Genomic DNA, 26,434 nt, shown 5'->3' on the forward strand with positions numbered 1-26,434 from the left:
CCTTCTTATTAGCCATAAAATATGTTAATATGGAATGAAAATCTTTCGTTTTCTTTCGATTTATGCTTTTCTTTTGTTTCCTTTGCAAAGGAAACGAAAGTGTATAAGCTATGAAAACAAAAGAATTAATTCTTCAATCAGAAAGAAATCGAAAAAGATTAATTGAAATTATCTATAAAGCAAAAGCCGGACATATCGGTGGAGACTTGTCTTGCCTCAATGTTCTTACTGCTCTTTACTTTGATGTGATGAATGTAGATGCAGGTAACCCTAAGGATAATTTGCGGGATCGTTTCATTTTGAGTAAGGGACATTGTGTGGAGGCTTTGTATGTGACGCTGGAATCCAGAGGGTTCATGGCTGAAGGCATTTTGGACACCTTGGGGCAATATGGTTCCATTCTTTCGGGGCACCCCACTATCGGAGTTCCGGGTATTGAAGTGAATACTGGAGCCTTGGGACATGGCTTGTCTGTCGGGGTGGGTATAGCCATGGCAGCTAAAATGGATAAGAGGAATTATAAAACCTATGTGCTGATGGGAGACGGTGAGCAGGGTGAAGGTTCCATATACGAGGCTGCAATGGCTGCCCGGCAGTACAAGCTGGATAATCTGGTAGCTGTAATAGATCGTAATCATTTGCAGATTAGTGGAGATACGGAAGATGTGATGGGGATTGATGACATCCGTGACCGTTGGACGGCATTTGGTTGGGAGGTAAAGGATATGAATGGTGACGATATGGAAGACATTATCCGGACTTTCCGTTCCATTGATTATGCAAATCACCATCCTCATTTGCTGGTGGCTCATACAACAAAAGGCAAGGGAGTGTCTTTTATGGAGGGAGTGGCCAAATGGCATCATGGGGTTCCGAACAACGAGCAGTATGAACTGGCTATTCGGGAAATTTCAGAAAGGATAAAAAATTTAGAATATAATTGATATGATAGCTTGCAGAAAAAGTTTCACCGACACTTTGTTGTCATTGGCCCGGATGGACAAAGATATCATTGCTGTGACAACGGATGCACGTGGTTCGGTGACGTTAAATGATTTTGCCAAAGAATTGCCACAGCAATTCGTGGAGTGTGGTATTGCGGAGCAGGATGCTGTGGGTATTTCAGCCGGGTTGGCTCATAGCGGAAAGAAAGTGTTTGTGTGTGGCCCGGCATGTTTTTATGTGGCTCGCAGTCTGGAACAGGTAAAGGTAGACTTGGCTTATAGTCAGAACAACGTAAAGATATTGGGAGTAAGTGGAGGAGTAGCTTACGGAGCTTTGGGGGCTACCCATCATAGCTTGCATGATATTGCCGTGTTACGTACTTTCCCCGGTATGAATATTGTGTTGCCTTGTGATGCCCGACAGACAAAAAAACTGGTTGAGTTTTTGATTGACTATCCTGAACCGGTTTATGTTCGTGTAGGACGTGCAGCAGTTCCTGATGTCTATGAGAACGATGATTTTGATTTTGTCATAGGTAAGGCAAACATGTTATTGGACGGGACCGACTTGACAATCATTGGAACCGGTGAAACCGTATACCATGCACATCAAGCGGCTTTGGAGTTGCGTAAATATGGTATTTCAGTCCGGGTACTGGATATGTCCTTTATTAAACCTTGTGATGAGGAGGCTGTTTTGAAAGCTGCTTCTGAAACCGGTCGTATTATCACGGTTGAGGAGCATAGTCAGTATGGAGGCCTCGGAGCGATGGTGACTGAAATCATTTCCGAAAATCCCGTACCCGTGAAAATTCTGGGGATTCCTGACGAGAATGTGGTGCATGGGAGTTCTTCCGAAATCTTTGCTCATTATGGGTTGGATGCACCTGGTATCGTGAAAACTGCCCTTGACTTCCTTAAGTAAGAAATAATCAGCCTTTAATAATACCTAAAATGAAAAACTTGATAATTGCAATAGACCAAAGCACCTCGGCTACCAAGGCTATGCTGTTCAATGAGAGGTGTGAAATGCTGAAGCGTGTCAATGTCACTCACGAACAATATTATCCCCGAACTGGATGGGTGGAACATGATGTTGAAGAAATTTATCGGAATGTGCTGAAAAGCATTGCTGAGTTGATTGAAGAGGAAACGGCAGACAATATGTATTCGTTGGCTATCACTAATCAACGCGAGACAGTGGTTGTATGGAATAAACATACGGGTAAACCGCTATACAATGCTGTGGTATGGCAATGTATGCGTGGTGCTGATATCTGTAATGACTTGAAAAATAGAGGATACAGTGAGTTTGTACAAGCAAGAAGTGGCTTGTTGTTAGACCCCTATTTCTCGGCTAGTGGTGTGAAGTGGATACTTGACAATGTGGAGGGAGCCCGTCAGGCTGCTGATAATGGAGACTTATTGATGGGAACCATTGACACGTGGCTGATTTGGAAGTTAACCGATGGTAAACGCCATGTGACAGATTATACGAATGCTTCCAGGACCCTTTTATTGAATATTCATACAATGCAATGGGATAATGACTTGTTGGAATTGTTCACTATACCCAAAATCATGATGCCGGAATTGTTGCCTTGTGATGCTGTTTTTGGAAAAACTACGGTAGGTGGGCTGTTCAAGAGCCCTATTGCCATTGCCGGTGTATTGGGCGATTCGCATGGGGCACTGACTGGGCAGATGTGTTTTGAAGAGGGATTAGGTAAGGTCACTTATGGTACCGGTTCATCAGTAATGGTGAATATTGGCGAAAAGGTTGCTACAGCTCCTCGGGGATTGGTCACTTCCATAGGTTTTGCCGCACTTGGAAAAGTGTTCTATGCTTTTGAGGGGAATATTCATTGTACTGGCGGTACTATCAAGTGGTTGGAACAGAGATTGCAGATGATCGGTTCGCCCGATGAAGCAGAAGAACTGGCTGTTACTGTGGAAGACAATGGAGGGGTGTATGTTGTACCGGCTTTTGCCGGACTGGGTGCTCCTTGGTGGCAAGGGGATATAAAGGCGGCCATTTTAGGGATGACTTTAGGTACCGGGAAGCCACATGTTCTTAGGGCGGCGCTTGAATCCATAGCTTATCAAGTTAATGATTTAGTCAAAGCGATGACCACTCAGGCAGGTATAAAACTGAAAGAAATCAGGGTTGACGGAGGACCTACAAAAAATAAATTTTTAATGCAGTTCCAGGCTGACTGTTTACGTGTACCGATCAATTGTTCGGATGTTGAGGAGGCCTCGGCTTTGGGAGCTGTTGTGATGAATGGAATGGCCCGCAAGATATGGACGAGCTTTGAACAAGTGGCCGTATTACGCCGGAGCCGCTACCGAATAGAACCGCAGGGCAACTTACCACTGATGGAGAAATGGTGTGAAGGCTGGCTGAAAGCAGTAAATCAATTAATCGGATAAATATTTTCTAAGTATAATTTTAACACCAACTATTTACGATGAAAAACAAGGAAAGAATGTGCTTCGGTATAATTATCGGCACTCGTGCTTATTTTAATTCTGAATTGGCCAAAGATGTTCGCAAACAGCTGTTGAGAACACTTGCAGACGAAGGCTATGACTATGTAATTTTACCTGAAGATGCTACTCCTACTGGCAGTAGCAGTATTGAAACCCGTGAAGACGGATTGAAATGTGCCGAACTGTTCCGTCAAAATCGTGACCGTATTGACGGCATTATAGTATCTCTACCCAACTTTGGCTTTGAGATTGGAATAATCAATGCTATCAGTGTGGCTGATTTGAATGTTCCCATTTTGGTACAAGCCTGTGACGACGAGAATGACAAGGTGGACTTGGACAGCCGCCGTGATGCTTTCTGTGGTAAAATTTCTGTTTGCAATAATTTGTATCAATATGGTATTCCTTTTACAGATACCACGCTGCATACCTATTCTATATACTCTGAACTATTGGCTAAGGATATTAATAAGTTCGCCGGTATCTGTCGTGTGGTCAATGGTTTGCGCCATGCACGTGTCGGTGCTATCGGTGCCCGTCCAGCCGGTTTTCAGACGGTACGTGCCAGTGAAAAACTGTTGCAGAAGAGTGGTATTACAGTCGTTCCTGTCGATCTTTCTGAAATACTCGGTGCTGCCCGTAAGATTGAGGATACAGATGTGGAACTGCTGAAGAAACTTGAAGAGATTAAGTGCTACGCAGTAGTTCCTAAAGAATACAATGACAAGCTAGTGCTTCAGGCAAAGTTTGGCGTGGCTGTAGAACGGTGGATTGAAGCCAATCAGATTGATGCTGTGGCTGTGCAGTGCTGGGACTCTTTGGAACAGAACTATGGTTGTGCAGCTTGTGTGACAATGAGTATGCTGGGTGAAAAACTACTACCTGCCGCTTGTGAGGTTGATATTGCCGGTGCTGTATCCATGTATGCTTTGACATTGGCAGCGCAAGGTCAATCGGCATTACTTGACTGGAACAATAATTTTGCGGAAGACCGGAATAAATGTGTGTGTACTCATTGCGGTAATTTCCCGAAATCGTTTGTCAGAAATGACTTAAAGCTTGGTACACTTGGCGTTCTGGGACGTACGCTAGGTAAGGTCAATACATTCGGTGCTGTATATGGCAAAGTGACTAAAGGTGATTTCACATTCTTCCGTATTTCCACTGATGATACTAAAGGCGTTATCAAGGCTTATTTGGGTACTGGTGAAATCACGGATGATCCGTATGGAATGGATGGATGTATAGCTGTTACCAAAGTGGATAACTTACAGATTTTGATGAAACATATTTGCAAGAATGGTTTTGAACATCATGTGGCTATGGTTCGTAATGATGTAAAGGATATTCTGAATGAGGCCATCGAGGGTTATTTGGGGTGGAATCTGTATGTGCATGAATAAATAGGTAAACACACGGTAAACAACAGAAAATAAATTATGATACTTGTTGACAACTATATTGGGGCCATTCTGTGTTGTGTCTATTGTTGCCTCTGTTGGGGCTCTTGGGCGAATACGCAGAAGATGGTGACATCGAAAAGCTGGAGTTTTGAGCTTTTCTACTGGGATTTGACTTTCGGTTTATTTTTCACAGCTCTGTTAGGTGCCCTGACATTGGGTAACTTGGGAAGTGAAGGTCGTACTTTCTTTGAGGATTTGGCAGTAATGGACTGGAATAGTATGAAGTATGCGCTCCTGGGCGGTATTGTATGGAATTTCGGTAATATCTTTCTGACAGCAGCCATTGCTGTAGCTGGGATGTCGGTAGGTTTTCCCATTGGTGGGGGCTTAGCTTGGATAGGCGGTATAATTTTTAATTATCTACTGATATCTTTAGCTGGCGAAGTATACCCTGGAAACCAGACATTGCTTTGGATAGGAGTAGCTGTTATTGTGATAGCCATCTGCATTTGTGGCAAGGCTTATGGAAAGATGTCGGCAAGTCAGGCGTCTACTCCTAAAAAAGGTATCTTATTGGCTATTGTAGCGGGGTTGGCCATTATGTTCTTCTATGGCTTGGTTGTAAAATCACTAAATCCTCAGTATGTAACGGGTGGTACGGGAACACTGACTCCCTATACCGGCGTATTTTGCTTTGCCGCCGGTGTCCTTATCACTACTCCCATTTTCAATACGTTTGCCATGAGTCATCCGGCTCAAGGAAACAAGGTCACAATGAAGGACTATCTGAAAGGTGATACCCGTACACACCTGATCGGTATGTTGGGCGGCTTTATCTGGATGAGCGGTATGGTGGTCAGCTTTATGGGAGCCGGATCAGCCAATCCGGCCATAGCCTATGCGCTGAGCAATGCCGCACCGGTGGTAGCCATGATTTGGGGATTCTTTGTATGGAAAGAGTTCAAAGGAGCTCCCAAAGGAACTGTACCTATGATTGCGACTATGTTTGTACTCTTTGTTGTGGGGCTGGTACTGATTACGCTTTCAAACTGATATTTTAATTCATTGTTAACCCAAAATAATAATAAATGAAAACGATTGTAAGACAAATTAAACAGAAAAGGTTAATGGTCTTGGTGCTGTTCCTTTTGGTAGGTATGACATCTGTTTTTGCACAGAAACATGTAAGTGTATCTGGCAGAATCACCGATGAACTTAATGAACCGATGATTGGTGTAAGTGTATTGGAAAAAGGAACGACAAATGGTGTTATAACTGATTTGGATGGCAATTATACCTTATCAGCGAGCGAGGGTTCCACTATTGTCTTTTCGTATATCGGGTATGTGACCCAGGAAAAGAAAGCCGTTGCAGGTACTATGAATATTATACTGAAGGAAGATAGCAAGACTTTGGATGAAGTGGTTGTTGTAGGATATGGTGTACAGAAGAAAAGTTCCGTAACAGGGGCGATTTCTTCCGTAAAAGCAGAAGATTTTGAAAATCGTACCATAACCAATGCTGAGCAGGCCCTGCAGGGTAAAACAGCCGGTGTGCAAATTATTTCTGCATCTGCGGCTCCTGGTTCGAATCCCGCCATTCGTATCCGTGGATATAGCAGTAATGCCAGTTCAGATCCTTTGTATGTGGTCGATGGTTTGCGTACGAAAGACATCAGTAACCTCGATCCGAATGATATTGAGAGTATGGAGGTGTTGAAGGATGCTGCTTCTGCTGCTATCTATGGTGCCCAGGCCGGTAATGGTGTTGTCTTGATTACCACCCGGAAGGCAAAAAAAGGAGTTCGTCGTATTTCTTATGATTTCCAGTTGTCCTCCCAGTCTTTAGGTCGTACTCCTGATATTCTGAATGCTCAGGAATATGTCAATTATATGACTGAAGGTAATCTTATTCCCAGAGAAACAATAGATAGGTATTGGGATGGAAAGACAAATACCGATTGGATAGAAGAGACATTTGAATCATCCATGATGCAGCGTCACAATGTCAATTTCCAAGGTGCCAATGATAATGGCTCATTATTCGCCTCACTCTCTTATTTAAGTAATAATGGTCCCATTGTTGGCAATAAGGATGTTTTTGACCGCATTACCGGCACTGTCAATGCAGATTATAAAATAAAGGATTGGTTGAAGTTCACGACAAACAATTCATTTTCCCGTTATCATGTACAGTCTGTAAGCGAAGGTTCGGCAACCGGTTCTCTGATGCTGTCTGCCATTCAGCTTGACCCTCTGACGCCGGTCACCTATGCACCGGACAAACTGCCCGACACTATGATTAACTATATGAATCAGGGACATACTCTGCTTCAGAATGCCAATGGTGATTATTATTCCATTTCCCCTTATGGCGACTCCAATAATATCAATCCGTATATCATGCGTGACCGTGGCACAACGAAAAGGGATGGTTTTGTATTCAGCGGTTCCACTTATCTGGATTTTACTCCGATCAAAGAGTTGGTCATCACTTCACGTTTGGGATACCGTTATACTTACAGCAATTCCTACGGCTATGTTATGCCTAACATTACTTGCTCTGACCTTTATCAGGACTATGTATCGGTAAGTGCGACAAGCTCCAACACCACGTACTGGCAATGGGAAAACTTTGCCAACTATACCAAGACATTTGCAGATAAGCACAATGTAAACGTGATGCTTGGTATGTCCTATTCTTCCAATACTTCCTTTGGAGTGACGGGAGGAATCAATGGTAGCCGTTCCGGCGACAAGGTTGATTTGGGTATTACCAAGTTGGATCCCAATTATGCCTATTTTGCTTTTCGGACCGGTACTGCCACTCGTACGGTAAGTGGTGGAGAGAAGCGGAGGTATGCCAATCTTTCTTACTTTGGCCGGGCATCTTATGACTATGCAGGCAAGTATTTTGCCCAATTCACCCTTCGTGCGGATGCAGCCGACTTGTCTATCCTTCCTTTGCAGAAACGTTGGGGCTATTTCCCGGCTGTGTCTGTCGGCTGGGTACTTTCCAACGAGAAATTTATGGAAAACCTCAAGTCAATCTCTCATTTGAAGTTGCGTGCAAGCTGGGGACAGAATGGTAGTATCGCCGGTTTGGCAGACTATATGTATGATGCTACGATTTTGTCTGGAATCAATTATCCGATGTCAGGTGATGTGTCTTATGAAACAGGTTCGTTGCCATCTGCAACCGGTAACTATGATTTGAAGTGGGAAACTTCCGAACAGATAGACTTGGGTATCGACCTCCGGATGCTGAATGACCGTTTGAGCTTCGGATTTGACTATTATGAGAAGAAAACCAAAGACTTGATTGTAACCGGTATTACTCCTTCTTTGATTGTGGGTAACACTACTTCACCTATGAATGCGGGAAATGTCAAGAACAGCGGATTTGAGTTTGAACTCTCATGGCGTGATCATATCAAAGATTTCAGTTATAGTGTAAAAGCTAACATCGCTACTTTGAAGAATAAAGTAACTTATCTTCATGAAACATTGGAGCGTATTGCCAGTACAACAAGTGCAGGTATCGGCACTATGAATTATTTTGAAGAAGGACATCCCATTTGGTACATGCGCGGTTATGAGTGCACGGGTATTGATCCGCAAACGGGTGACCCAATGTTCAAAGACAAGAATGATGATGACATTATTGGAGATGCCGACCAGACAGAGATCGGTTCTGCCATTCCCGACTTTACTTATGGTATTACTTTGACAGCTGCCTGGAAAGGCCTTGACCTGACAATCTTTGGTTCCGGTTCTCATGGCAATGATGTGTTTGCCGGCTATAACCGTACTTCCCGTATGAAAGCGAATACCTTGAAGGAATTCTATGACGGACGGTGGATTGCTGTGGGAGACAATGCAAAATATGCCCGTTCCAATCCCAGCAATTATGATAAGTATTTAAAGAGCTCCAAATTTGTATTCGACGGCTCATATTTTAAAATCAAGCAGATACAGTTGGGCTATAACCTGCCTAAGAATTTGTTGAAGCAGGTGGGTTTGAGTAACCTTCGTTTGTATTGTTCTTTAGACGACTTCTTCACATTTACCAAATATCCCGGATTTGATCCTGAATTTACGAGTACAGGCAATGCGATGGGTTTGGATATGGGCTCTTATCCGTCCAGCAAGAAAGTCGTGCTCGGTCTTAACGTAGTATTTTAATCTTTAATTCAATACGAAATATGAAAGCAAAATATATTTTATCAAGTCTGTTACTTGCCGGCTGCACTTTCTTTTCCTCTTGTGAGGACAATCTGGATATTTCGCAGCATGGGGTAAGCACTTTCGAAAATTTCTATAAAACGGATGCCGATGCGGAAGAAGCCATTATAGCCTGCTATAGCAATTGGAAGGACACCTATGAGCCTGCGTTCTGGCTGAAGAATCTTCTTTCTGACGATTGCTATTCGGCAGGGGAAAGCTGGACGGCTGCCAGTGCGCAGTTGCTGTCGACCTATACGTTCGACTCTGATTTTTCCCATATTAAAACGTTGTATACGAATCTTTATAAAGTGATTTATGCCGCCAACATTGTTTTGCAGTATGTAGGCGATGATTCTGAGGTTAAGCTTCGTGCACGTGCAGAGGCAAAGGTTTTCCGTGCGATGTCCTACATCGAATTGATCAGTCTTTGGGGAACTCCGCCGTTGGTGGACCATCCGTTGAAAGCAAACGAATATTCCCAGGCAAATGGTAATACAGAGGCGCTTTGGGCATTGGTGAACCAAGATTTGACCGAAGCTGTCAACAGTGGCAATTTGGAGGAAAAGACAAGCTTGGACAACTTTACCTATCGTATCACCAAACAATTTGCACAAGCCTTGTTGGGCAAGGCATACGTATTCCAGAAGAATTATGGTGCTGCTGTTACAGTTTTGGATGAGGTAATCAATAGCGGGAAGTACGACCTTTACAGTGATTATGAGAATATCCAGACTACCAAAGGCGAGGCGAATTGTGAAAGTCTGTTTGAAAGTAATTATGTTTACGACGCCAACAATGTTACCGGCATTATGAGTAACATGATTTGGGTATATGTGCATTGGCGTGGAGACATGCTTGCATTCAATGAGCCTACTCAAATCTATTCTCATGGAGGCTGGGGATTTTTTAATCCGACGAAGGAAAGCTACGATGCGTTTGTCGAAATGGGAGATACTTATCGGTTGAATGCCTCTATCAAGACATACCGGCAAATGGAGGATATGGGTATCTCATTGAGCAATGCCATAGCTTATATGCCGGACAATGCCGGTTACTTCAGCTGGAAATACCGTGTTTATGAAGCAGATGTCATCAACTATTGGTGGTTGCGTTGTCCTAACAATACCCGTGCCATGCGTTATGCCGAGGTTCTGCTGCTTGCTGCTGAAGCGAGTCTTCAGTCCGGAAATGCAAGTAAGGCTGCCGGATATGTGAATAAAGTGCGTGACCGTGCCCAGTTGCCTGCATTGGGCAACGTTTCTATGGATGATATCAAGAAGGAGAAGCGTCTGGAGCTTTGGATGGAAGGCTGCCGTTACCAGGATTTGATTCGGTGGGGTGATGCTGCTACGGTACTTGCCAAGAGAGGGCAGGAAAGACCGGCTCTTTACAAAGACGGCCGTGTAAGCTGGGATGAGCAGAAAAATGCTTCTGCCGGCTTCAAGAGTGGTAAGCATGAACTGCTTCCGTTCCCTGCCACTGAAATGAATGTCAATAAGAATATGACCCAGAACCCGGGTTGGTAATTAATCAATAAAACTTAGTTTATGAATAAATTAAAATGCTTATTCCTATCAGGCCTTATGGCTGTGATGCCGGTTTGCATGAGCGGACAGCAGACGCCCGGTGAAAAATCGTCAAAACCGCGTGTCATCATTACTTGTGACCCGGAACTTGATGACCTGAACTCTTTGATACGTTTCCTGCTTTTCAGTACGGATTTCCGTGTGGAAGGCTTGATTTATGCCAGCAGCCAGTTCCATTGGAAAGGTGACGGGCACGGCACGAAGTGGTATGTGCCGGGACGTGAATATTCCCGTAATGGCATAGACTACGGACCGATGGAAAGTTGGCGTTGGGATCCGGATGAACGTTTCATTGACGATGCTGTGGAAGCTTATGAGAAAGTATATCCCAATCTGAAAGTGCACGACTCGTCTTATCCGACTCCCGAATACCTGAAGTCTAAAGTGCGTATCGGTAATATCGAGTTCGACGGTGATATTTCCAAGGACACTCCGGGGTCGGAGCTGATTAAAGCTGTATTGCTCGATGATTGTACGGATCCGGTATTCATCAATGCTTGGGGAGGTGGCAGCACCATCGCCCGTGCCTTGAAGTCCATTCAGGATATTTATGAGCATACCGATGCCTGGAAAGGCATCCGTGAGAAGATAATAGGAAAAGTGGTCCTTTCCCTTTCGGGTGATCAGGATGATACGTATGCACGGTATATCCGACCTTTCTGGCCGGAACTCAGACAAATGGAGATGGGGGGCATGACAGTCGGCCTGGCTTATAATGCACAGTTAAGAGCCTCCAAGGAAAATCAGATTTTCTACTCTCCGGAATGGATGCAGGAGAACATCCGCAGTAAAGGTCCTTTCGGCGAGATGTATCGGGTCTGGGGAGACGGTAAGCAGATGGTGAAAGGTGATAAGTTCGATTTCTTCGGTTTGTCGGGTTATACGGTTGATGAATTGAAAAAGCAAGGCTATGTGGTTTGGACCGGAATCCAGCCGAAAGGGTCCTATCTGGCTGAAGGCGACACTTACTGTTTCCTGAATTTGATAGGTAACGGCCTGCGTGGTCACGAAGACCCCACTTATGGGGGATGGTGCGGTGGAAGAACCGTCCTTCCCGATTCGGTGAAGAATCTTCCGCGCATGGAACAGATAAAGTATAGAGCCGAGCACTATCCTTTGCCCGACTTCACTGCTCCGGTAATGAATGGATTGGCTGCCCGTTTTAAATGGTCGGTCACTCCAAACTATGCCGACGCAAATCATGAACCGGTGATAAAAGGGGCGCTTGCCATGAGTGCCAAGCCGGGTGAGAAGCTGAAACTTAAATACACTGTAACCGATCCGGATAAGGATGCCCTTACCATTAAATGGTGGCAATATGTGTCAGCCGGTACATATCGGGGCAAAGTAGCGGTAGATGACCCTGCTTCTGCAAATACAACTTTTACTGTTCCGGCTGATGCCAACCCCGGTGATACCATCCACTTGATTTTGGAAGCTACGGATAACGGTACGCCACAGATGAACCGCTATCATCGTCTGATTATTACAGTGGCAGAATGAACTTGAATCAATGAACTTTAATTTGAAGAACTGAAATGAAAAAGATTATATTGGCCGCATTTATGGCAGCCTGTGGACTGCAAATGTCTGCCCAGCAGAATTTGTTTGTAGCGCAAGACCTCGAGTCTGCAATTGTGAACAAAGATAACACAGTGACTTTTAACTTTAAGGCTCCTGATGCCCAAAAGGTGCAGATTGCCGGTGACTTTGCCGAAAAGGCGGAGGGACAACACATTGGAGGTATGGTGGGAGCAGGTTTGATAGACATGACAAAGAATTCAGAAGGAATTTGGACCTATACTACCAAGCCGTTGGATTCAGAACTTTATAGCTATGAATTCATGGTAGATGGTGTGCCGACTATAGACCCTAACAATGTTTATGTCTATCGTGACTTTGCTACCACAAGCAATGTGTTTATTGTAGGGAATGGTAAGGCAGATTTATATAAGGTAAATAAAGTTCCTCATGGAACATTGGCCCATCGTTGGTATCACTCTGATGGTATGAAAATGGATCGCCGTATCAATATCTACACGCCGGCAGGTTATGAACAATCCGGTGATAGGAAGTATCCGGTACTCTATTTATTGCATGGTATGGGAGGGGATGAAGATGAGTGGACAACTTTTGGACGTGCTGCACAGATTCTCGATAATTTGATTGCACAAGGCAAGGCTGAACCGATGATTGTTGTGATGCCCAATGGGCATGCTGCCATGGAGGCTGCACCTGGTGAGAGTAGTCTGGGATACTATAAACCTTACCATATGAAGAATGGAACCATGGACGGTGCTTTTGAAGCCTATTTCCCTGAGATTATCACGTTTGTAGAAAGTAATTATCGTGTACAAGCGGACAAAGCTCATCGTGCTATTGCGGGGCTTTCAATGGGTGGTTTTCATTCTGCCAATATTTCTTTGAACTATCCTGATATGTTCGACTATGTAGGTTTATTCTCTGCGGCCCTTAATGTCCAGAGTGCAGGTCAGAAAAATAGTCCGGTTTATCAGGATATGGATAAAAAGTTAGCTGTTCAGTTTGATAAGGCTCCCAAACTTTACTGGTTGGGTATCGGTAAAGACGATTTTCTTTATAGAAACAATGCAGCTTATCGCGCTGATTTGGATAAAAAAGGATATAAATATGAGTTTATGGAAACTCCTGGTGGACATGTATGGACCTGCTGGCGTATTTATCTCTCTGTATTTGCTCCCAAGTTGTTTAAATAAATCTGACTAGGCTATGAAAAAACAACTGTTTTATTTGCTGTTGGCTGCAGGCGTGTTGAGCGCTTGTGGCCCTGCGGCTCCTCAATTGGGTAAAGATTCTGTTGAGGATGTTATTGGTGCCATGACTTTGGAAGAAAAGGCACATTTGGTTATCGGTACCGGAATGGTGGGTACTTCGGGTGACAGTACGGTGATTGGCACTACAAAGAAGTTGGTTCCCGGTGCAGCAGGTACTACTTATCCGATACCCCGTTTGGGAATTCCTGCCATTGTGTTGGCTGATGGACCTGCAGGTTTACGTATAGATCCTATCCGCGAAGGGGATTCTGCTACTTATTATTGTACACATTTTCCTATCGGTACGTTACTTGCTTCTACTTGGAATCAGGATTTGGTAGAGGAAGTTGGAAAATCAATTGGTAATGAAGTGTTGGAATATGGTGCGGATGTTTTACTGGCTCCTGCTTTGAATATCCATCGGAATCCTTTGTGCGGGCGTAATTTTGAATATTATTCCGAAGACCCGTTGGTGTCTGGCAAGATAGCTGCTGCATATGTTAGAGGGATACAGAGCAACGGAGTGGGAACTTCCATCAAACATTTTGCTGTTAACAACCAGGAAACCAATCGGAATGCTAATGATGCTCGTATCACTCCTCGTGCCTTACGGGAAATCTATTTGAAGGGGTTCGAAATTGCAGTGAAGGAATCGGCACCATGGACAGTAATGTCCTCTTACAATCATATTAATGGCACCTATGCTTCTGAGAATACAGACTTGCTGTCCACTTTATTGCGTGATGAGTGGAATTTCGAGGGTATGGTGGTAACTGACTGGTTTGGAGGGAAGGATGCCGTGGCTCAGATGATAGCAGGTAATGATATGCTCCAACCGGGAAGGGCTAACCAGTATGATATGATTATCGAAGGGGTGAAATCCGGAAAATTGGATGAATCCATACTGAATCGTAATGTGAAGCGTGTTCTTGAACTTATTCTCCAAACTCCTCATTTTAAAGAATACAAATATTCCAATAAACCTGATTTGAAGGCGCACGCAGCAGTTACCCGCCAGTCAGCGACTGAAGGAATGGTTTTGTTGAAGAATAATAACGAAACCTTGCCATTTGAAAGGAAGGTCAGAAATATAGCTCTTTTCGGGTGTACTTCCTATGATTTCATAGCAGGAGGTACCGGCTCAGGTAATGTGAATCGTGCCTATACAGTCTCATTATTGGATGGTTTGAAGAATGCTGGATACCAGATAGATGAAGCATTGAAGGCCGATTATGAACAGTATATTGAGGCCGAGAATAAGAAAAATACTCCTGACTCGTCTCAGCCTTTCTCCAGATTTATGCCGGTACCTCGCCCGACAGAACTTATCCCTACTACAAAGGTGTTGTCAGAACAAGTTGCTAAAGCGGATGTTGCATTGGTTACGCTGGGACGTGCTTCCGGTGAATTTGTAGACCGTAATGTCAGTGATTTTGAACTGAGTGAGGAAGAATTGCAACTGCTGAAGTCCGTCAGCCAAGCTTTCCATGCTGCTGGGAAGAAAGTGGTGGTGGTATTGAATATCGGAGGTGTAATTGAAACAGCTTCTTGGAAAAAACTACCGGATGCTATTTTGCTGGCTTGGCAGGCAGGACAGGAGGGTGGAAATAGTGTGACGGATGTGTTGAGCGGTAAGGTATCTCCATCGGGTAAGTTGACAATGACTTTCCCGAACAAGTTGATGGACGTTGCTTCTTCGACCAATTTTCCTATGGATGCTAGGGCTAATACAGATGTGAGGAATAAGGAGGACAAAAGCTCTTCAGTGAAGAATGTAGACTATACGGATTATGAAGAAGATATTTTTGTCGGTTATCGCTATTTCGATAGTTTCGGAAAGCAAGTGTCTTATCCTTTCGGCTATGGTCTTTCGTATACAACATTCGAGTATGTCAATCCGTCTGTCAAAGTTGATAATGGTATATATTCTGTTTCTATTGATGTGAAGAATGTTGGTAAGTTTGCAGGGAAAGAGGTTGTTCAGCTTTATGTCTCCGCTCCCAATAGGTTTCAGATGAACAAACCGGAAAAAGAACTTAAAGCTTTTACCAAAACTAAGGAATTGAGGCCAGGTGAGACTGTTACTGCCACTTTGAAACTGAACACTACGGATTTGGCTTCTTATGATGAAGCTTCTTCTTCATGGGTAGTGGATGCTGGAAATTATAAGTTTTTGATTGGAACCTCTTCCAAGGATATTAAGGCTGTACTTGATGTTGATGTGGTATCAGTTGTGGAAAAAACAAATGACATATTGAAACCACAAGAGACTGTTAATACGATAAAACGCTGAAGGTGAGTATAATATTATTCTTGGTTGTGATTAGGTTGATTTGTAGTGCTTAGGTAAATTAATTGTAATTGGGTAAAATTGGGAAAGAAGCTGCCTCGGAGTTATGAGGTAGCTTCTTCTTTTATTTGGTAATAAGATAAATTAATACCCTCCGTGTCCTACTTACGATATAAATCCCTATCTTTGTGGCGCTTTTTAGCTGAAAATAAGATTCAAATTAATTTAGATACAACAGAAAATGGCACAAGAAGACGTTTTTAAGAAACTCGTATCACACTGTAAGGAATATGGTTTTGTGTTCCCTTCCAGCGAGATTTATGATGGACTGGGAGCTGTGTATGACTATGGTCAGATGGGTGTGGAACTGAAAAATAACATCAAGCAATACTGGTGGCAGAGTATGGTGCTGCTGCACGAAAATATTGTCGGTATCGACTCAGCAATCTTTATGCACCCCACCATCTGGAAAGCCAGCGGACACGTAGATGCTTTCAATGACCCTTTGATTGACAACCGCGATTCCAAGAAACGTTATCGTGCCGATGTGTTGATAGAGGACCAGCTTGCTAAGTACGATGACAAGATAAACAAAGAAGTGGCCAAAGCTGCCAAGCGTTTTGGTGAGGCTTTCGATGAGGCTCAGTTCCGCAGTACCAACGGTCGTGTGCTGGAACACCAGGCCAAACGTGATGCCTTGCATGAACGTTTTTCCAAGGCTTTGAACGATAATAATCTGGACGAACTCCGTCAGATTATCCTTGACGAAGAAATCGTTTGCCCTATCAGTGGCACAAAGAACTGGACAGAGGTACGCCAGTTCAATCTGATGTTCTCAACTGAAATGGGCTCTACCGCCGATGGTGCCATGAAGATATACCTTCGCCCGGAAACGGCACAAGGTATCTTCGTAAATTACCTTAATGTACAGAAAACCGGTCGCATGAAGATTCCTTTCGGTATCGCCCAGATTGGTAAGGCTTTCCGTAACGAAATTGTAGCCCGCCAGTTCATCTTCCGTATGCGCGAGTTCGAGCAGATGGAAATGCAGTTCTTTGTGAAGCCGGGTACAGAGCTTGACTGGTTCAAGAGTTGGAAGGCTACTCGCCTGAAATGGCACAAGGCGCTGGGCTTCGGTGATGACCATTACCGTTATCACGACCACGACAAACTGGCCCACTACGCTAATGCTGCTACAGACATTGAGTTCTTGATGCCTTTCGGTTTCAAGGAAGTAGAGGGTATTCACAGCCGTACAAATTTCGACTTGTCCCAGCATGAGAAGTTCTCCGGCAAGAACATCAAGTATTTCGATCCGGAAACCAACGAAAGCTATACCCCGTATGTCATCGAGACTAGTATCGGTGTAGACCGCATGTTCCTTAGCATCATGTCGGCTTCCTACTGTGAAGAGACGTTGGATAGCGGTGAATCCCGTGTTGTCTTGAAGTTGCCTGCTGCACTGGCACCGGTGAAACTGGCCGTAATGCCGTTGGTAAAGAAAGATGGTCTGCCCGAAAAAGCGCGCGAAATCATTGACAATCTGAAGTTCCACTTCCATTGTCAGTATGATGAGAAAGATTCTATTGGTAAGCGTTACCGCCGCCAGGATGCCATTGGTACTCCGTACTGTGTCACCGTGGATCATCAGACTTTGGAAGATAACTGTGTGACACTGCGTAATCGTGACACCATGCAGCAAGAGCGCGTGGCTATCTCTGAACTGAATAATATTATTGCAGACCGTGTAAGCATCACATCGTTGCTGAAAACCTTGCAATAAAGCGGTTATGGAATAGACCGGTGCGTGAACAAACTGAAATAGTAAATAGTAAAATAGTAAAATAGTAAATGAAAAAGTCCCTTTTGTTTTTGCCTTTCTTGCTGTTGCTGGTGGGTGCTTTTATCTCTTGTGAAGAAGTGGAAGAGGCTGGAAAGTATGATAATTGGAGAGAACGCGGCGAGGCTTTTGTTGACTCGATAAAAAGGCTGACTGGCGAGAATTATGTCGCCACAGCAGAGCAGGCCGATGCTATGGAACTCGGGAAACTGTATGCCATACAGACGACTGCAAGCACTTCTGAAGGTGCTCAGTATGTCTATTGCAAGAAGCTTGTGAAGAATGAGACGGGTGAACGCCCGTTGTATACGGGTTATCATTCAAAGGTGAATGCTTATTATTATGGGACTTATGTGAATGGCGAAGAATTCGACGGTTGCTTTGACGGTTATAGTGCTATTGACCGCGATATACCTATTCCTCCGGTAAAAGAACCTACGGTTTTTGATTCATTCGTGGATTTTGAAGTTTCGGGTGTCGTTGCCGGTTGGGCAGCTGCCTTGCAGCTTATGCGGATGGGTGAGCGGTGGATGTTGTATATCCCTTATCAAAGCGGATATGGTATAAATGATTATACTGCTCCTTATTCTACAAATACAATCCCCGGAGGCTCTCTGTTGACGTTTGACTTGCAACTGGTTAGCTTTGCCGAATGAGATAAAAGAGGGTGTGTGCCGAAACGCCCCGAATATAAGAATTCCCCCTGCTATAGATGTCTATGGCAGGGGGAATCTAGTTAATGGAGAGATGTCTTCTTTAGCCTGTTGGTAGTGTGGCAGACGTTCGGAGACTGGTTCGTTTTATATTTTCTTCTTAATGGCCTTTACCCAGATTTTGTATCCATCCTCATTCAAATGCAGTCCGTCGCCGGTCAACTCACTGCGTAGTACATTTGTTCCCTTCTCTGTAAATAGTGGAAAAAGATTGATATAGGCAATGCCTTCCTCTTTGGCAAACGCCTCCAGACGGGAGTTGATTTCAGGAACCATATCTGTCTTTCCAGTCAGTTTTTTGTATCGGCCGAAACTTTCATTGAAAGGGAGTAGGCTTTGTAGGTAGAGTTTTGTGTCGGGAGATTCTTTCCGGATGCGTTCCACCGTCATGCGAATCATGTCTACAATACTGTCTGGTGCCAAGTCATGGGAAATGTCATTGACTCCGATAAGCAGGAACAGCTTGGCGGGATGTCCGGGAAGTATCTGATGCAGGCGGTCATAGATACCCATCACTTCATCACCGATGATGCCGCGATTACGTACATTCTTCTTACCAAGACGGGCAGACCAGTCACCGCCACCTTCAGTCAGGCTATTGCCAAGCATGACGATGTCCTTGCTTGTAATGGCAGGCTCATCCATAAACTGTAGGAAACGTTTGTAGTAATGGTCTGTATAAATACGCGGAATGGGGTAGATGGAAGCCGCCACAGCGTTGGCAACCAATGAACGCAGGCGAACTACGCTGTGTCCGTCTTCCGGATGTACGGCGTTGATAAGGAGTATGACGGAAGTGTCATTGTCCGGATCGATAATGATGGAGGTACCCGTGTAGCCGGTATGCCCATAGGTATTAGGACCAAACAAATCTCCATTGTTGGAGGCATAGGCTGTAAAATTATCCCAACCGAGAGTGCGTCCCAGACTGGCGGTAGTGCGTGGCACAGTACGCATGGCTTTTACACCCAGCGGACTCAGGATGCGGCGTCCGTTCCATTCACCTCCGTTTTGCAGGGCTGCGCAGAGTATGGCAATATCATCAGCACAAGAGAATACTCCTGCATTACCGCTGATACCTCCGTTCATGACACGTGCCAGCGGGTCATGAACTTGTCCGCAGAGAACTTGTCCATTAGGTTGCTTTTCAGTGGGGGCAATGTTATTCAATTGAGAATTGCGAATTGAAAATTGAGAATTGGCTACGTTGTTTTCCTTGTGTCCTTGTTTTCTCGTTCCTTTGTCAACTATCGTAATCCAGTTACCATCCTTATCACGTTGGCAAGGCAGATAGTCGGTATGCTCCATGCCGAGTACATCAAATAGGTTTTCACGTGCAAAGTCACGCAGGCTCTGTCCGCTTATAGTCTCGATAATGTGCTGCAAAGTGATGAAGTTGAGGCAACTGTATTGAAAATCAGTCTGCGGCTTGAAGTCGCGTTTACAAGTAGCAATATATTCCATAAGCCCATCAGGATTGGGAGAACCGTACTGCTTTTCTAGCTCGGCTACCGGTGCATAGGGAGGAAGACCGGAAGTGTGTGTCATCAAATCGGCAATGCGGATTACCTTTTTCTCTTTGCCGTCTTCGCTTTCCCAATTCTTGAAATGGGGTATGTAGAGGCTGACGGGGTCCAGCATACGGAGCTTGCCGCGTTCTGCCAGTATCATCGTACATACGGCGGTCGACATGGATTTGCTGCAAGATGCCATATCAAAGATAGTATTGGCAGTCATAGGCTCCACATTGGGATAAATACGCTTGTTGCCGTAAGCTTTCAGATAGGCCATCTTGCCGTTACGTACTACAGCAAGTACGGCACCGGGAATATCCTTGTTGGAGATGGCTGTTTCAATCGCTTCGTCAGCATACATCAACTTGCGTGAGTCCATTCCCACTTGTTCAGGGGCTACGCGTTGCAAGGGTTGCGCGGTGGCAGCTTGCAGACAAAGAGAAAAGAGAAAAAAATATATTGCTTTCATAATAAAGGAATTTAAGAGTGAGTAATAGCTAAATCCGGTACGCATCCACTGCCTTTTTCACCGAACCGTGCATCAACAGCAGCGCCTTGGCTTTGCCATAGTCCAGTCCGAGTTCCTCTACAATCATACGGGTACCACGGTCCACAAGCTTTTTGTTACTGAGCTGCATATTCACCATTTTGTTGCCTTTCACGCGTCCCAACTGTATCATGACGGAAGTAGTAATCATATTCAGTATCATTTTCTGTCCTGTTCCCGATTTCATGCGTGAGCTTCCCGTCACATATTCAGGCCCTACAATCATTTCGATGGCTACATCTGCCTCTGCTGCCATTGGAGAGTCCGGGTTGCTGGTGATACAGCCGGTCAGTATGCCGTGTTCGCGTGCCTCGTGCATGGCACCAATCACGTAGGGGGTGGTACCGGATGCAGCAATACCGATGACCGTATCCTTATCTGTAATATTGCGTTCCGTCAACTCTTCCCAACCGCGGTGAATGTCATCTTCGGCATTCTCTACCGGATTTCTCAATGCAGTGTCACCACCGGCAATCAAGCCGATAACCAGCGTGGGGGGCATACCGAAAGTCGGTGGAATTTCCGAAGCGTCGAGTACGCCCAGACGTCCACTGGTACCCGCACCCATGTAGAAGATGCGTCCGCCTTGTTTCATGCGGGGCACAATCTGGGTTACCAACTTTTCTATTTGAGGGATTGCCCTCTGTACGGCAAGCGCCACTTTCTGGTCTTCGGTATTGATGTCTTCCAGAATTTCACGGACTGATTTCTTTTCCAAGTCATTGTAGAGCGATGGTTGCTCTGAGATTTTTACGAACATAAGGCTATTTACTATTTGACGATTTACTATTTACGATTTGTCACTTTCAGTTGTGATATTTGATGAGTCCTTCCATGGGGCTCTTGATGATTGCACCCAGTTGGATACCCATTTCTTTGGCAGCTTCTGCCAGAACTTCCTTGTAATAGAAGGCTACGGAACCGATGAAATGTACTTTTTGATGCTGATAGTCTTCATATTGCATGACATTGCGTTTAAGGAATGCCTTAAAGCTGTTCAGTACCAGAGCGCGTACACAAGGTTCACCCAGATTCTGTGCAAGAAATGGTGACAAGCTTGCCAGGAAACGGTTGGGGAAAGGTTTACGGTAGACACGGTCGATGATATCAGCAGGTGTCAGGTCGAACTGTTTGAGGAATTTCTCTTTCAGCTCGGGTGTCATCTGATTTTTCAAGATATCGCCTACCAACAGTTTGCCCAAGCAGGCTCCGCTGCCTTCGTCTCCCAAGATGAATCCCAGAGGAGATACATTGGTGACAATGCTTTTTCCGTCATAATAACATGAGTTGGAGCCGGTCCCCATGATGCAGGCAATGCCTGAGTCATGTCCGCAGAGGCCACGTGCGGCAGCCAGCATATCGGTATTGACTTCCACTTCATTTTTCACACTGAGGTGTTTGGTTATGGCACGGTGCACCATACTTATCTTGTCGGGAAATCCGCATCCTGCACCATAAAAGTATACGGCATCCAGCTCACTTGTCTTCAGCTGAGGTAATAGCGCTGTTGCTATTTCATTACTGATTTCCTCTTCCGACTGAAAGAAAGGGTTCGTCCCTTTCGTGAATATCTGTTGGAGAAGTACTCCATTCTCTACAACACACCAATCGGTCTTTGTAGAGCCACTGTCTGCTATTAGAATCATATAAATAATGTTTAATGATTAGGGATTAGGGGTTAGTGATTAAGGATTAGTGATTAATGGTAGGTGATACTGTTTCTTAATTATAGGCAACGTATTAATCACTAATCCTTAATCACTAACCCCTAATCCTTATATTTTGATATATATTTTTCGTTTGTACAACTGGTAGCCGATACACCAGTTAATGGCGATAAACAGCAGGGCAAAGGCAAGGGAACCGGCGGTTTCACCGAAAACGGGCATGAGGACTATATTGTATAAGAATCCGTGTATGCTGATGCTGCTGTTTCCCCACGGGAAACTGATACTACCGAAAAGTATGCTAAGTACGCCGCCCAATACATACATGAACAGCGGATTCACACCGAATGCCTCGAAAAACATGCTCCACTTCTTATAGCCTTTCACATCAATAATCCAGATAAGCAATGCCAGAAAACTGGATGCCAGTCCGCAAGTGACGAGTACGTAGGTAGGAGACCATATTTTCTTGTTGATGGGGCAGCCGTAGCTTAGCAGGAAACCGGAGAAAGTAAGGATAACACCTACCAGCAACAGTGTGATAAGCTGCGAATTGAGAAATGAGGCACGGTCTTCCGACTTGTTGCCATCCAGCATCAGCCGCCCTACACAGAAGCCCAGCAACACATGTGCAATGGCAGGAATGGTGCTTAACAAACCTTCGGGATCTATGCCGTTATCCTTGTACATGTGTGCAGGGGTCAGGATGGCACGGTCTACCACGGAAAGAATGTTTGTTTCATTATAGGCGAAACCGTTGCCGCACATCAACAGTATGAAGTAGCCTGTCAATAGGCCGGCTATCAGATAAGGTATATGTTTATGCTTCATGGTTAGTGCAATGATGGAGGCTGCTCCGTAGCAAAGGGCCAGCCGTTGCATGACACCCAGAATACGGATACGGTCGAATGTCCAGACGGAAGCCCATAGCTTCTCTCCGAAACTGAGGTCGTCCGGAGCGGAGGCCCAGTAATAGCAGAAACGCGAGAACCAGCCGATAGCCATGCCTATAAGGAAAATGACGATGGTGCGTTTCAGTATCTTCATGCCGGCGGCGTGGCTGAACTCGAAGTTGTATTTCTTCAGGGAAATGTATGTGGAAATTCCCATGATAAACATGAAGAAGGGAAAGACGAGGTCGGTGGGGGTCAGACCATTCCACTCTGCATGCCGCAAGGGGGCATAGATATGTCCCCACGAACCGGGGTTGTTTACCATAATCATACCTGCGATGGTGACACCACGGAGAATGTCGAGTGCAAGGATGCGTTTACTTACTTTTGTACTGTTCATTGTAATATTTGTGTGTTAAGTTAATTATCAATCCTAATTATCAGCTGCCTTTGTACATTCGTCTACCAGATAGGCAATGGATACATAGGGGATACCTGAGTTTGTTGTCAATCCGATTTCACAAGTACGGCTGTTAGAGTAGCCTATATTCACTCCGGACGCTTCTATTTGCGGGCGGAGTTTGCGTAGGGCGTACGAGTTCAGCTCAGGATAGGTGAATCCCCGGTCCCCGGCAAAACCGCAGCAACCTACTTCTTCCGGCACGATGACTTTACTGGAGCAAAGGCGTGCAAGGGCTATAATGGTATCTGCCAGTCCCATTTTCCGCATGGAGCAGGTGATGTGGATTGCTACGGGGCGGTTAATAGGTGTGAAAATCAGCTTCTCACGTAAGAATGTATAGATGAATTCTGCAGGTTCATACAGTTTCATCTTCTTGATACATTCGCGCATGCGGTGCAGACAAGGGCTTTGGTCACAGAGGACGGGGTATTTGCCTTGTTCGCTGGCTTCCCAAAGTGCGGCCTCCAGTTCGGCTGTCTTGCGATCGGCAATGTCCAGCATCCCTTTACTTTCCCAAATGGTGCCACAGCAAAGCTTGTCCATATCTTTCGGGAAGATGATTTCGTAACCGGCTTTTTGCAACAAGGACACCATTTTATTTACCAATGGCTGCTCTACGGGAGACTTCTTTGCCAGACCCATAGTCTGGTTGATGCAGCTGGGGAAGTAGACGACTTTGTAGTTACGAGTTACAGAGCTACGAGCTACAAGTGCTGCGCTATTATGCTGCATAGTGCTTGTAGCTTGTAACTCCGTAGCTTGTAACTGATAACTTTTCGGCATAGCCGGCGTCCATAGAGGTATGCCTAATGCATTGTGCAGCCCCTTGGTAATGCCGCTCATCGCCTTTGTCCCTAATAGTGAATGTCCGAAGTTGGCTAAGGACAATACGGGACGCAGTGCACTCTTGACACCAGCGAAATGATTGGCGACAAAGTCTCCGGCTTTGTATCCCAGACTGCCTTTGGGTAATGCTTCCTGGCGGATTATATGGGTAAGGTCGCCCGTATTGATACCCATCGGGCACGACATGGAGCAGAGGCCGTCTCCGGCACAAGTCTGGTTGCCGGGATAGCGGTATTGTTTTTCGAGCAGTGCAAGGCGTGTCGGGTCCTCGCCGCTTTGTTTCAGCCGGGATATTTCGCGCTGCAACACGATACGCTGGCGCGAGGAAAGGGTAAAGCCGCAGGAGAGACAGTTGACTTCGCAGAAACCGCACTCGATGCATTTGTCAGCTACGAGTGACGTAGCTTGTCTCTTGTCACTCATCACTAATAAAGGCAGCGGCTTGAAGTTCTTGATATGGCATTGCGGGTCATCATTGAAAATGACACCGGGGTTTAGCAATCCTTGTGGGTCAAACAGCTCTTTGACGGCTTTCATGGCTTTGTAGGCGTCATCTCCCCATTCATGGCGGACAAAGGGAGCCATATTCCGGCCCGTGCCATGCTCGGCTTTTAGGGAACCGTCATATTTATCTACTACCAAGGTCTTGATGTCATTCATCAAGTCTTCGTAGCGTTTCACTTCCGCTTGGGTACTGAAGGACTGGTTGATGATGAAGTGGTAGTTGCCTTCGAGAGCATGGCCGTAGATGCAGGCGTCATTATATCCGTGGCGGGCTATGAGCTGTTGCAGTTCTGCCGTTGCCTCCGGAAGGTCTTCAATGTGGAAGGCGATGTCTTCGATGAGGCAAGTGGTTCCCGGCTGGCGCGTACCTCCCACAGAGGGGAAGATGCCGGAACGGATGGCCCAGTATTTGGAATATTCCTCCGGACGGTCGGTGAAGCGTACCGGAATATAGGTGGTGAAGGCTTGCAGGCAAGCTTCAATGGCAGATATGTTCTGTTGCAGTTCTTCCGGGGTACGGGCTTTGGTTTCGGTCAGCACTGCTGTCAACCCGGTTTCGTCGCCGGGCTCCACGCCGGGGAGGGCAGAGGAGGCAACTTCGCCTTTGTATTTTAGGAATACGGGGTCGTTGACGGAAGAAAGGCTTTTATAGTCTAGCATTTCAGCCCCTTTTACTGTCCATTCGCCGGTTTCGTCGACCAGCTTCTTCATGGCTACCACAGCGCGGCTCGCTTCTTTGATGGTCTTGAAGTAGAGCATAGCGCTGGCCTTGTAGGGATAATCATATTCAGTCTTCATCGTCACTTCCGAAAGGAACGCCAGTGTACCTTCGGAACCTACCATGAGGTGGGCAATGATTTCGAATGGGTCGTCGAAACGGACGAAGGGCAACAGATTGAGCCCGGTTACATTTTTGATGGAATATTTGTAACGGATGCGTTCGGCCAGTTTTTCGTTGGTACGTATTTCATCGCGCAGTTCGCAGATGCGGCGAATGAAGTCACGGTGACTCACTTCGAAGGAGGCGCGGCTGACGGGATTTCCGGTATCCAGCAGGGTACCGTCCATTAGGATGATACGGGCGGAAACAAGCACCTTGTCGCTATTGGCGTGCGTACCGCAGTTCATGCCGGAAGCATTGTTCATGACAATACCGCCTACCATGGCGCTTTTCACCGAGGCGGGGTCCGGTGCAAACTTACGGCCGTAGGGAGCCAACAGTTCGTTCACACGTTGTCCGATGATGCCCGGTTGGAGGGTTATCTGTTCGTAGTCGGCGGATATGCTGTATTTTTCCCAATTCTTACCGGCTACGATGAGGATGGAGTCACTAATGGCTTGGCCCGACAAACTGGTCCCTGCCGCTCGGAAGGTGACGGGCAGCCCGTGGCGGCTCGCCAGTTTCAACAGTTGTGAAACTTCATCTTCGTCTTTCGAACGGATTACAATCTGGGGAACCAGTCGGTAAAAACCGGCATCCGTACCCCAAGCCAGCCGGCGAAGTTCGTCGGTGTAAATCCTTTCCTGCGGAATGAATTGTTTTGCTTCCTGCAGGAAAGCCATGTAACTATGCTCTTTCATGTTCACTTTTTTTTATTGCATCACTTCGCTTCAAAGTGCTCTGTAAACGTGTCTTACGAGGGGGTACATTCAGTCGTATACTGAATATATTTAAGTATACGACTGAATGTGGTTCTGTATACGACTGAAATA

Annotated in this window: 17 protein-coding genes; 12 read left to right on the top strand and 5 right to left on the bottom strand. The window is 45.5% G+C overall.

Annotated elements, in window-relative coordinates:
• Window positions 1–110 precede the first annotated feature (110 nt).
• The 12 genes from CSD97_RS00725 (at window position 111) to CSD97_RS00780 (ending at window position 18,230) form a co-directional block, all read left to right on the top strand.
• Window positions 111–944, top strand: coding sequence for a transketolase (locus tag CSD97_RS00725; RefSeq protein ID WP_025836388.1), 834 nt, complete (start codon window positions 111–113; stop codon window positions 942–944).
• 1 nt (window position 945) lies between these two features.
• The gene (locus tag CSD97_RS00730) at window positions 946–1,869 is read left to right on the top strand and encodes a transketolase C-terminal domain-containing protein (protein ID WP_098031829.1); all 924 of its coding nucleotides are present in this window, start codon (window positions 946–948) and stop codon (window positions 1,867–1,869) included.
• Window positions 1,870–1,898: 29 nt separating this feature from the next.
• Entirely contained in the window at window positions 1,899–3,377 is a 1,479-nt protein-coding gene (glpK, locus tag CSD97_RS00735; RefSeq protein ID WP_009037744.1) for a glycerol kinase GlpK, read from the top strand.
• Between the two features lie 38 nt (window positions 3,378–3,415).
• Window positions 3,416–4,840, top strand: coding sequence for a fucose isomerase (locus CSD97_RS00740; protein WP_098031830.1), 1,425 nt, complete (start codon window positions 3,416–3,418; stop codon window positions 4,838–4,840).
• A gap of 36 nt (window positions 4,841–4,876) precedes the next feature.
• Window positions 4,877–5,893 (top strand): GRP family sugar transporter, encoded by a 1,017-nt coding sequence (locus CSD97_RS00745; RefSeq protein ID WP_098031831.1) that lies wholly within the window; start codon window positions 4,877–4,879, stop codon window positions 5,891–5,893.
• 74 nt (window positions 5,894–5,967) lie between these two features.
• Window positions 5,968–9,024, top strand: coding sequence for a TonB-dependent receptor (locus tag CSD97_RS00750; protein WP_016272477.1), 3,057 nt, complete (start codon window positions 5,968–5,970; stop codon window positions 9,022–9,024).
• A gap of 20 nt (window positions 9,025–9,044) precedes the next feature.
• Window positions 9,045–10,592: a RagB/SusD family nutrient uptake outer membrane protein gene (locus tag CSD97_RS00755; RefSeq protein ID WP_009037748.1), complete on the top strand. Its 1,548-nt coding sequence runs from the start codon at window positions 9,045–9,047 to the stop codon at window positions 10,590–10,592.
• A 21-nt stretch (window positions 10,593–10,613) separates the two neighbouring features.
• Complete coding sequence (locus CSD97_RS00760; RefSeq protein ID WP_005824988.1) at window positions 10,614–12,155, top strand: DUF1593 domain-containing protein; 1,542 nt, start codon at window positions 10,614–10,616, stop codon at window positions 12,153–12,155.
• Window positions 12,156–12,190: 35 nt separating this feature from the next.
• The gene (locus CSD97_RS00765) at window positions 12,191–13,387 is read left to right on the top strand and encodes an esterase (protein ID WP_005824987.1); all 1,197 of its coding nucleotides are present in this window, start codon (window positions 12,191–12,193) and stop codon (window positions 13,385–13,387) included.
• A 13-nt stretch (window positions 13,388–13,400) separates the two neighbouring features.
• Entirely contained in the window at window positions 13,401–15,737 is a 2,337-nt protein-coding gene (locus CSD97_RS00770) for a glycoside hydrolase family 3 C-terminal domain-containing protein (RefSeq protein ID WP_098031832.1), read from the top strand.
• A gap of 238 nt (window positions 15,738–15,975) precedes the next feature.
• Window positions 15,976–17,517: a glycine--tRNA ligase gene (locus CSD97_RS00775; protein ID WP_005824984.1), complete on the top strand. Its 1,542-nt coding sequence runs from the start codon at window positions 15,976–15,978 to the stop codon at window positions 17,515–17,517.
• A gap of 68 nt (window positions 17,518–17,585) precedes the next feature.
• On the top strand, window positions 17,586–18,230 hold the full coding sequence (locus tag CSD97_RS00780; protein ID WP_005824983.1) for an FKBP-type peptidyl-prolyl cis-trans isomerase: 645 nt from the start codon (window positions 17,586–17,588) through the stop codon (window positions 18,228–18,230).
• 144 nt (window positions 18,231–18,374) lie between these two features.
• Here the strand turns inward: CSD97_RS00780 and CSD97_RS00785 are convergent, their stop codons facing one another.
• The 5 genes from CSD97_RS00785 to CSD97_RS00805 form a co-directional block, all read right to left on the bottom strand.
• Complete coding sequence (locus CSD97_RS00785; protein WP_005824982.1) at window positions 18,375–20,270, bottom strand: serine hydrolase; 1,896 nt, start codon at window positions 20,268–20,270, stop codon at window positions 18,375–18,377.
• A 28-nt stretch (window positions 20,271–20,298) separates the two neighbouring features.
• On the bottom strand, window positions 20,299–21,108 hold the full coding sequence (murQ, locus tag CSD97_RS00790) for an N-acetylmuramic acid 6-phosphate etherase (protein WP_005824981.1): 810 nt from the start codon (window positions 21,106–21,108) through the stop codon (window positions 20,299–20,301).
• 46 nt (window positions 21,109–21,154) lie between these two features.
• Window positions 21,155–21,994, bottom strand: coding sequence for a BadF/BadG/BcrA/BcrD ATPase family protein (locus tag CSD97_RS00795; protein ID WP_005824980.1), 840 nt, complete (start codon window positions 21,992–21,994; stop codon window positions 21,155–21,157).
• A 129-nt stretch (window positions 21,995–22,123) separates the two neighbouring features.
• On the bottom strand, window positions 22,124–23,308 hold the full coding sequence (locus CSD97_RS00800; RefSeq protein WP_008662773.1) for a heparan-alpha-glucosaminide N-acetyltransferase domain-containing protein: 1,185 nt from the start codon (window positions 23,306–23,308) through the stop codon (window positions 22,124–22,126).
• A gap of 33 nt (window positions 23,309–23,341) precedes the next feature.
• Window positions 23,342–26,302 carry an FAD-binding and (Fe-S)-binding domain-containing protein gene (locus CSD97_RS00805; protein WP_098031833.1) on the bottom strand — a complete coding sequence of 987 codons (2,961 nt, stop codon included), beginning with the start codon at window positions 26,300–26,302 and terminating at the stop codon, window positions 23,342–23,344.
• Window positions 26,303–26,434 lie beyond the last annotated feature (132 nt).

The sequence above is a fragment of the Bacteroides sp. AR29 genome, assembly GCF_900217715.1.
In the GTDB taxonomy this organism is placed as follows: domain Bacteria; phylum Bacteroidota; class Bacteroidia; order Bacteroidales; family Bacteroidaceae; genus Bacteroides; species Bacteroides uniformis.

Bases quoted from the DNA above. Each gene is read 5' to 3' on its own strand.
- CSD97_RS00725 (WP_025836388.1), top strand. From the start codon at position 111: ATGAAAACAAAAGAATTAATTCTTCAATCAGAAAGAAATCGAAAAAGA.
- CSD97_RS00730 (WP_098031829.1), top strand. From the start codon at position 946: ATGATAGCTTGCAGAAAAAGTTTCACCGACACTTTGTTGTCATTGGCC.
- glpK (WP_009037744.1), top strand. From the start codon at position 1,899: ATGAAAAACTTGATAATTGCAATAGACCAAAGCACCTCGGCTACCAAG.
- CSD97_RS00740 (WP_098031830.1), top strand. From the start codon at position 3,416: ATGAAAAACAAGGAAAGAATGTGCTTCGGTATAATTATCGGCACTCGT.
- CSD97_RS00745 (WP_098031831.1), top strand. From the start codon at position 4,877: ATGATACTTGTTGACAACTATATTGGGGCCATTCTGTGTTGTGTCTAT.
- CSD97_RS00750 (WP_016272477.1), top strand. From the start codon at position 5,968: ATGGTCTTGGTGCTGTTCCTTTTGGTAGGTATGACATCTGTTTTTGCA.
- CSD97_RS00755 (WP_009037748.1), top strand. From the start codon at position 9,045: ATGAAAGCAAAATATATTTTATCAAGTCTGTTACTTGCCGGCTGCACT.
- CSD97_RS00760 (WP_005824988.1), top strand. From the start codon at position 10,614: ATGAATAAATTAAAATGCTTATTCCTATCAGGCCTTATGGCTGTGATG.
- CSD97_RS00765 (WP_005824987.1), top strand. From the start codon at position 12,191: ATGAAAAAGATTATATTGGCCGCATTTATGGCAGCCTGTGGACTGCAA.
- CSD97_RS00770 (WP_098031832.1), top strand. From the start codon at position 13,401: ATGAAAAAACAACTGTTTTATTTGCTGTTGGCTGCAGGCGTGTTGAGC.
- CSD97_RS00775 (WP_005824984.1), top strand. From the start codon at position 15,976: ATGGCACAAGAAGACGTTTTTAAGAAACTCGTATCACACTGTAAGGAA.
- CSD97_RS00780 (WP_005824983.1), top strand. From the start codon at position 17,586: ATGAAAAAGTCCCTTTTGTTTTTGCCTTTCTTGCTGTTGCTGGTGGGT.
- CSD97_RS00785 (WP_005824982.1), bottom strand. From the start codon at position 20,270: ATGAAAGCAATATATTTTTTTCTCTTTTCTCTTTGTCTGCAAGCTGCC.
- murQ (WP_005824981.1), bottom strand. From the start codon at position 21,108: ATGTTCGTAAAAATCTCAGAGCAACCATCGCTCTACAATGACTTGGAA.
- CSD97_RS00795 (WP_005824980.1), bottom strand. From the start codon at position 21,994: ATGATTCTAATAGCAGACAGTGGCTCTACAAAGACCGATTGGTGTGTT.
- CSD97_RS00800 (WP_008662773.1), bottom strand. From the start codon at position 23,308: ATGAACAGTACAAAAGTAAGTAAACGCATCCTTGCACTCGACATTCTC.
- CSD97_RS00805 (WP_098031833.1), bottom strand. From the start codon at position 26,302: ATGAAAGAGCATAGTTACATGGCTTTCCTGCAGGAAGCAAAACAATTC.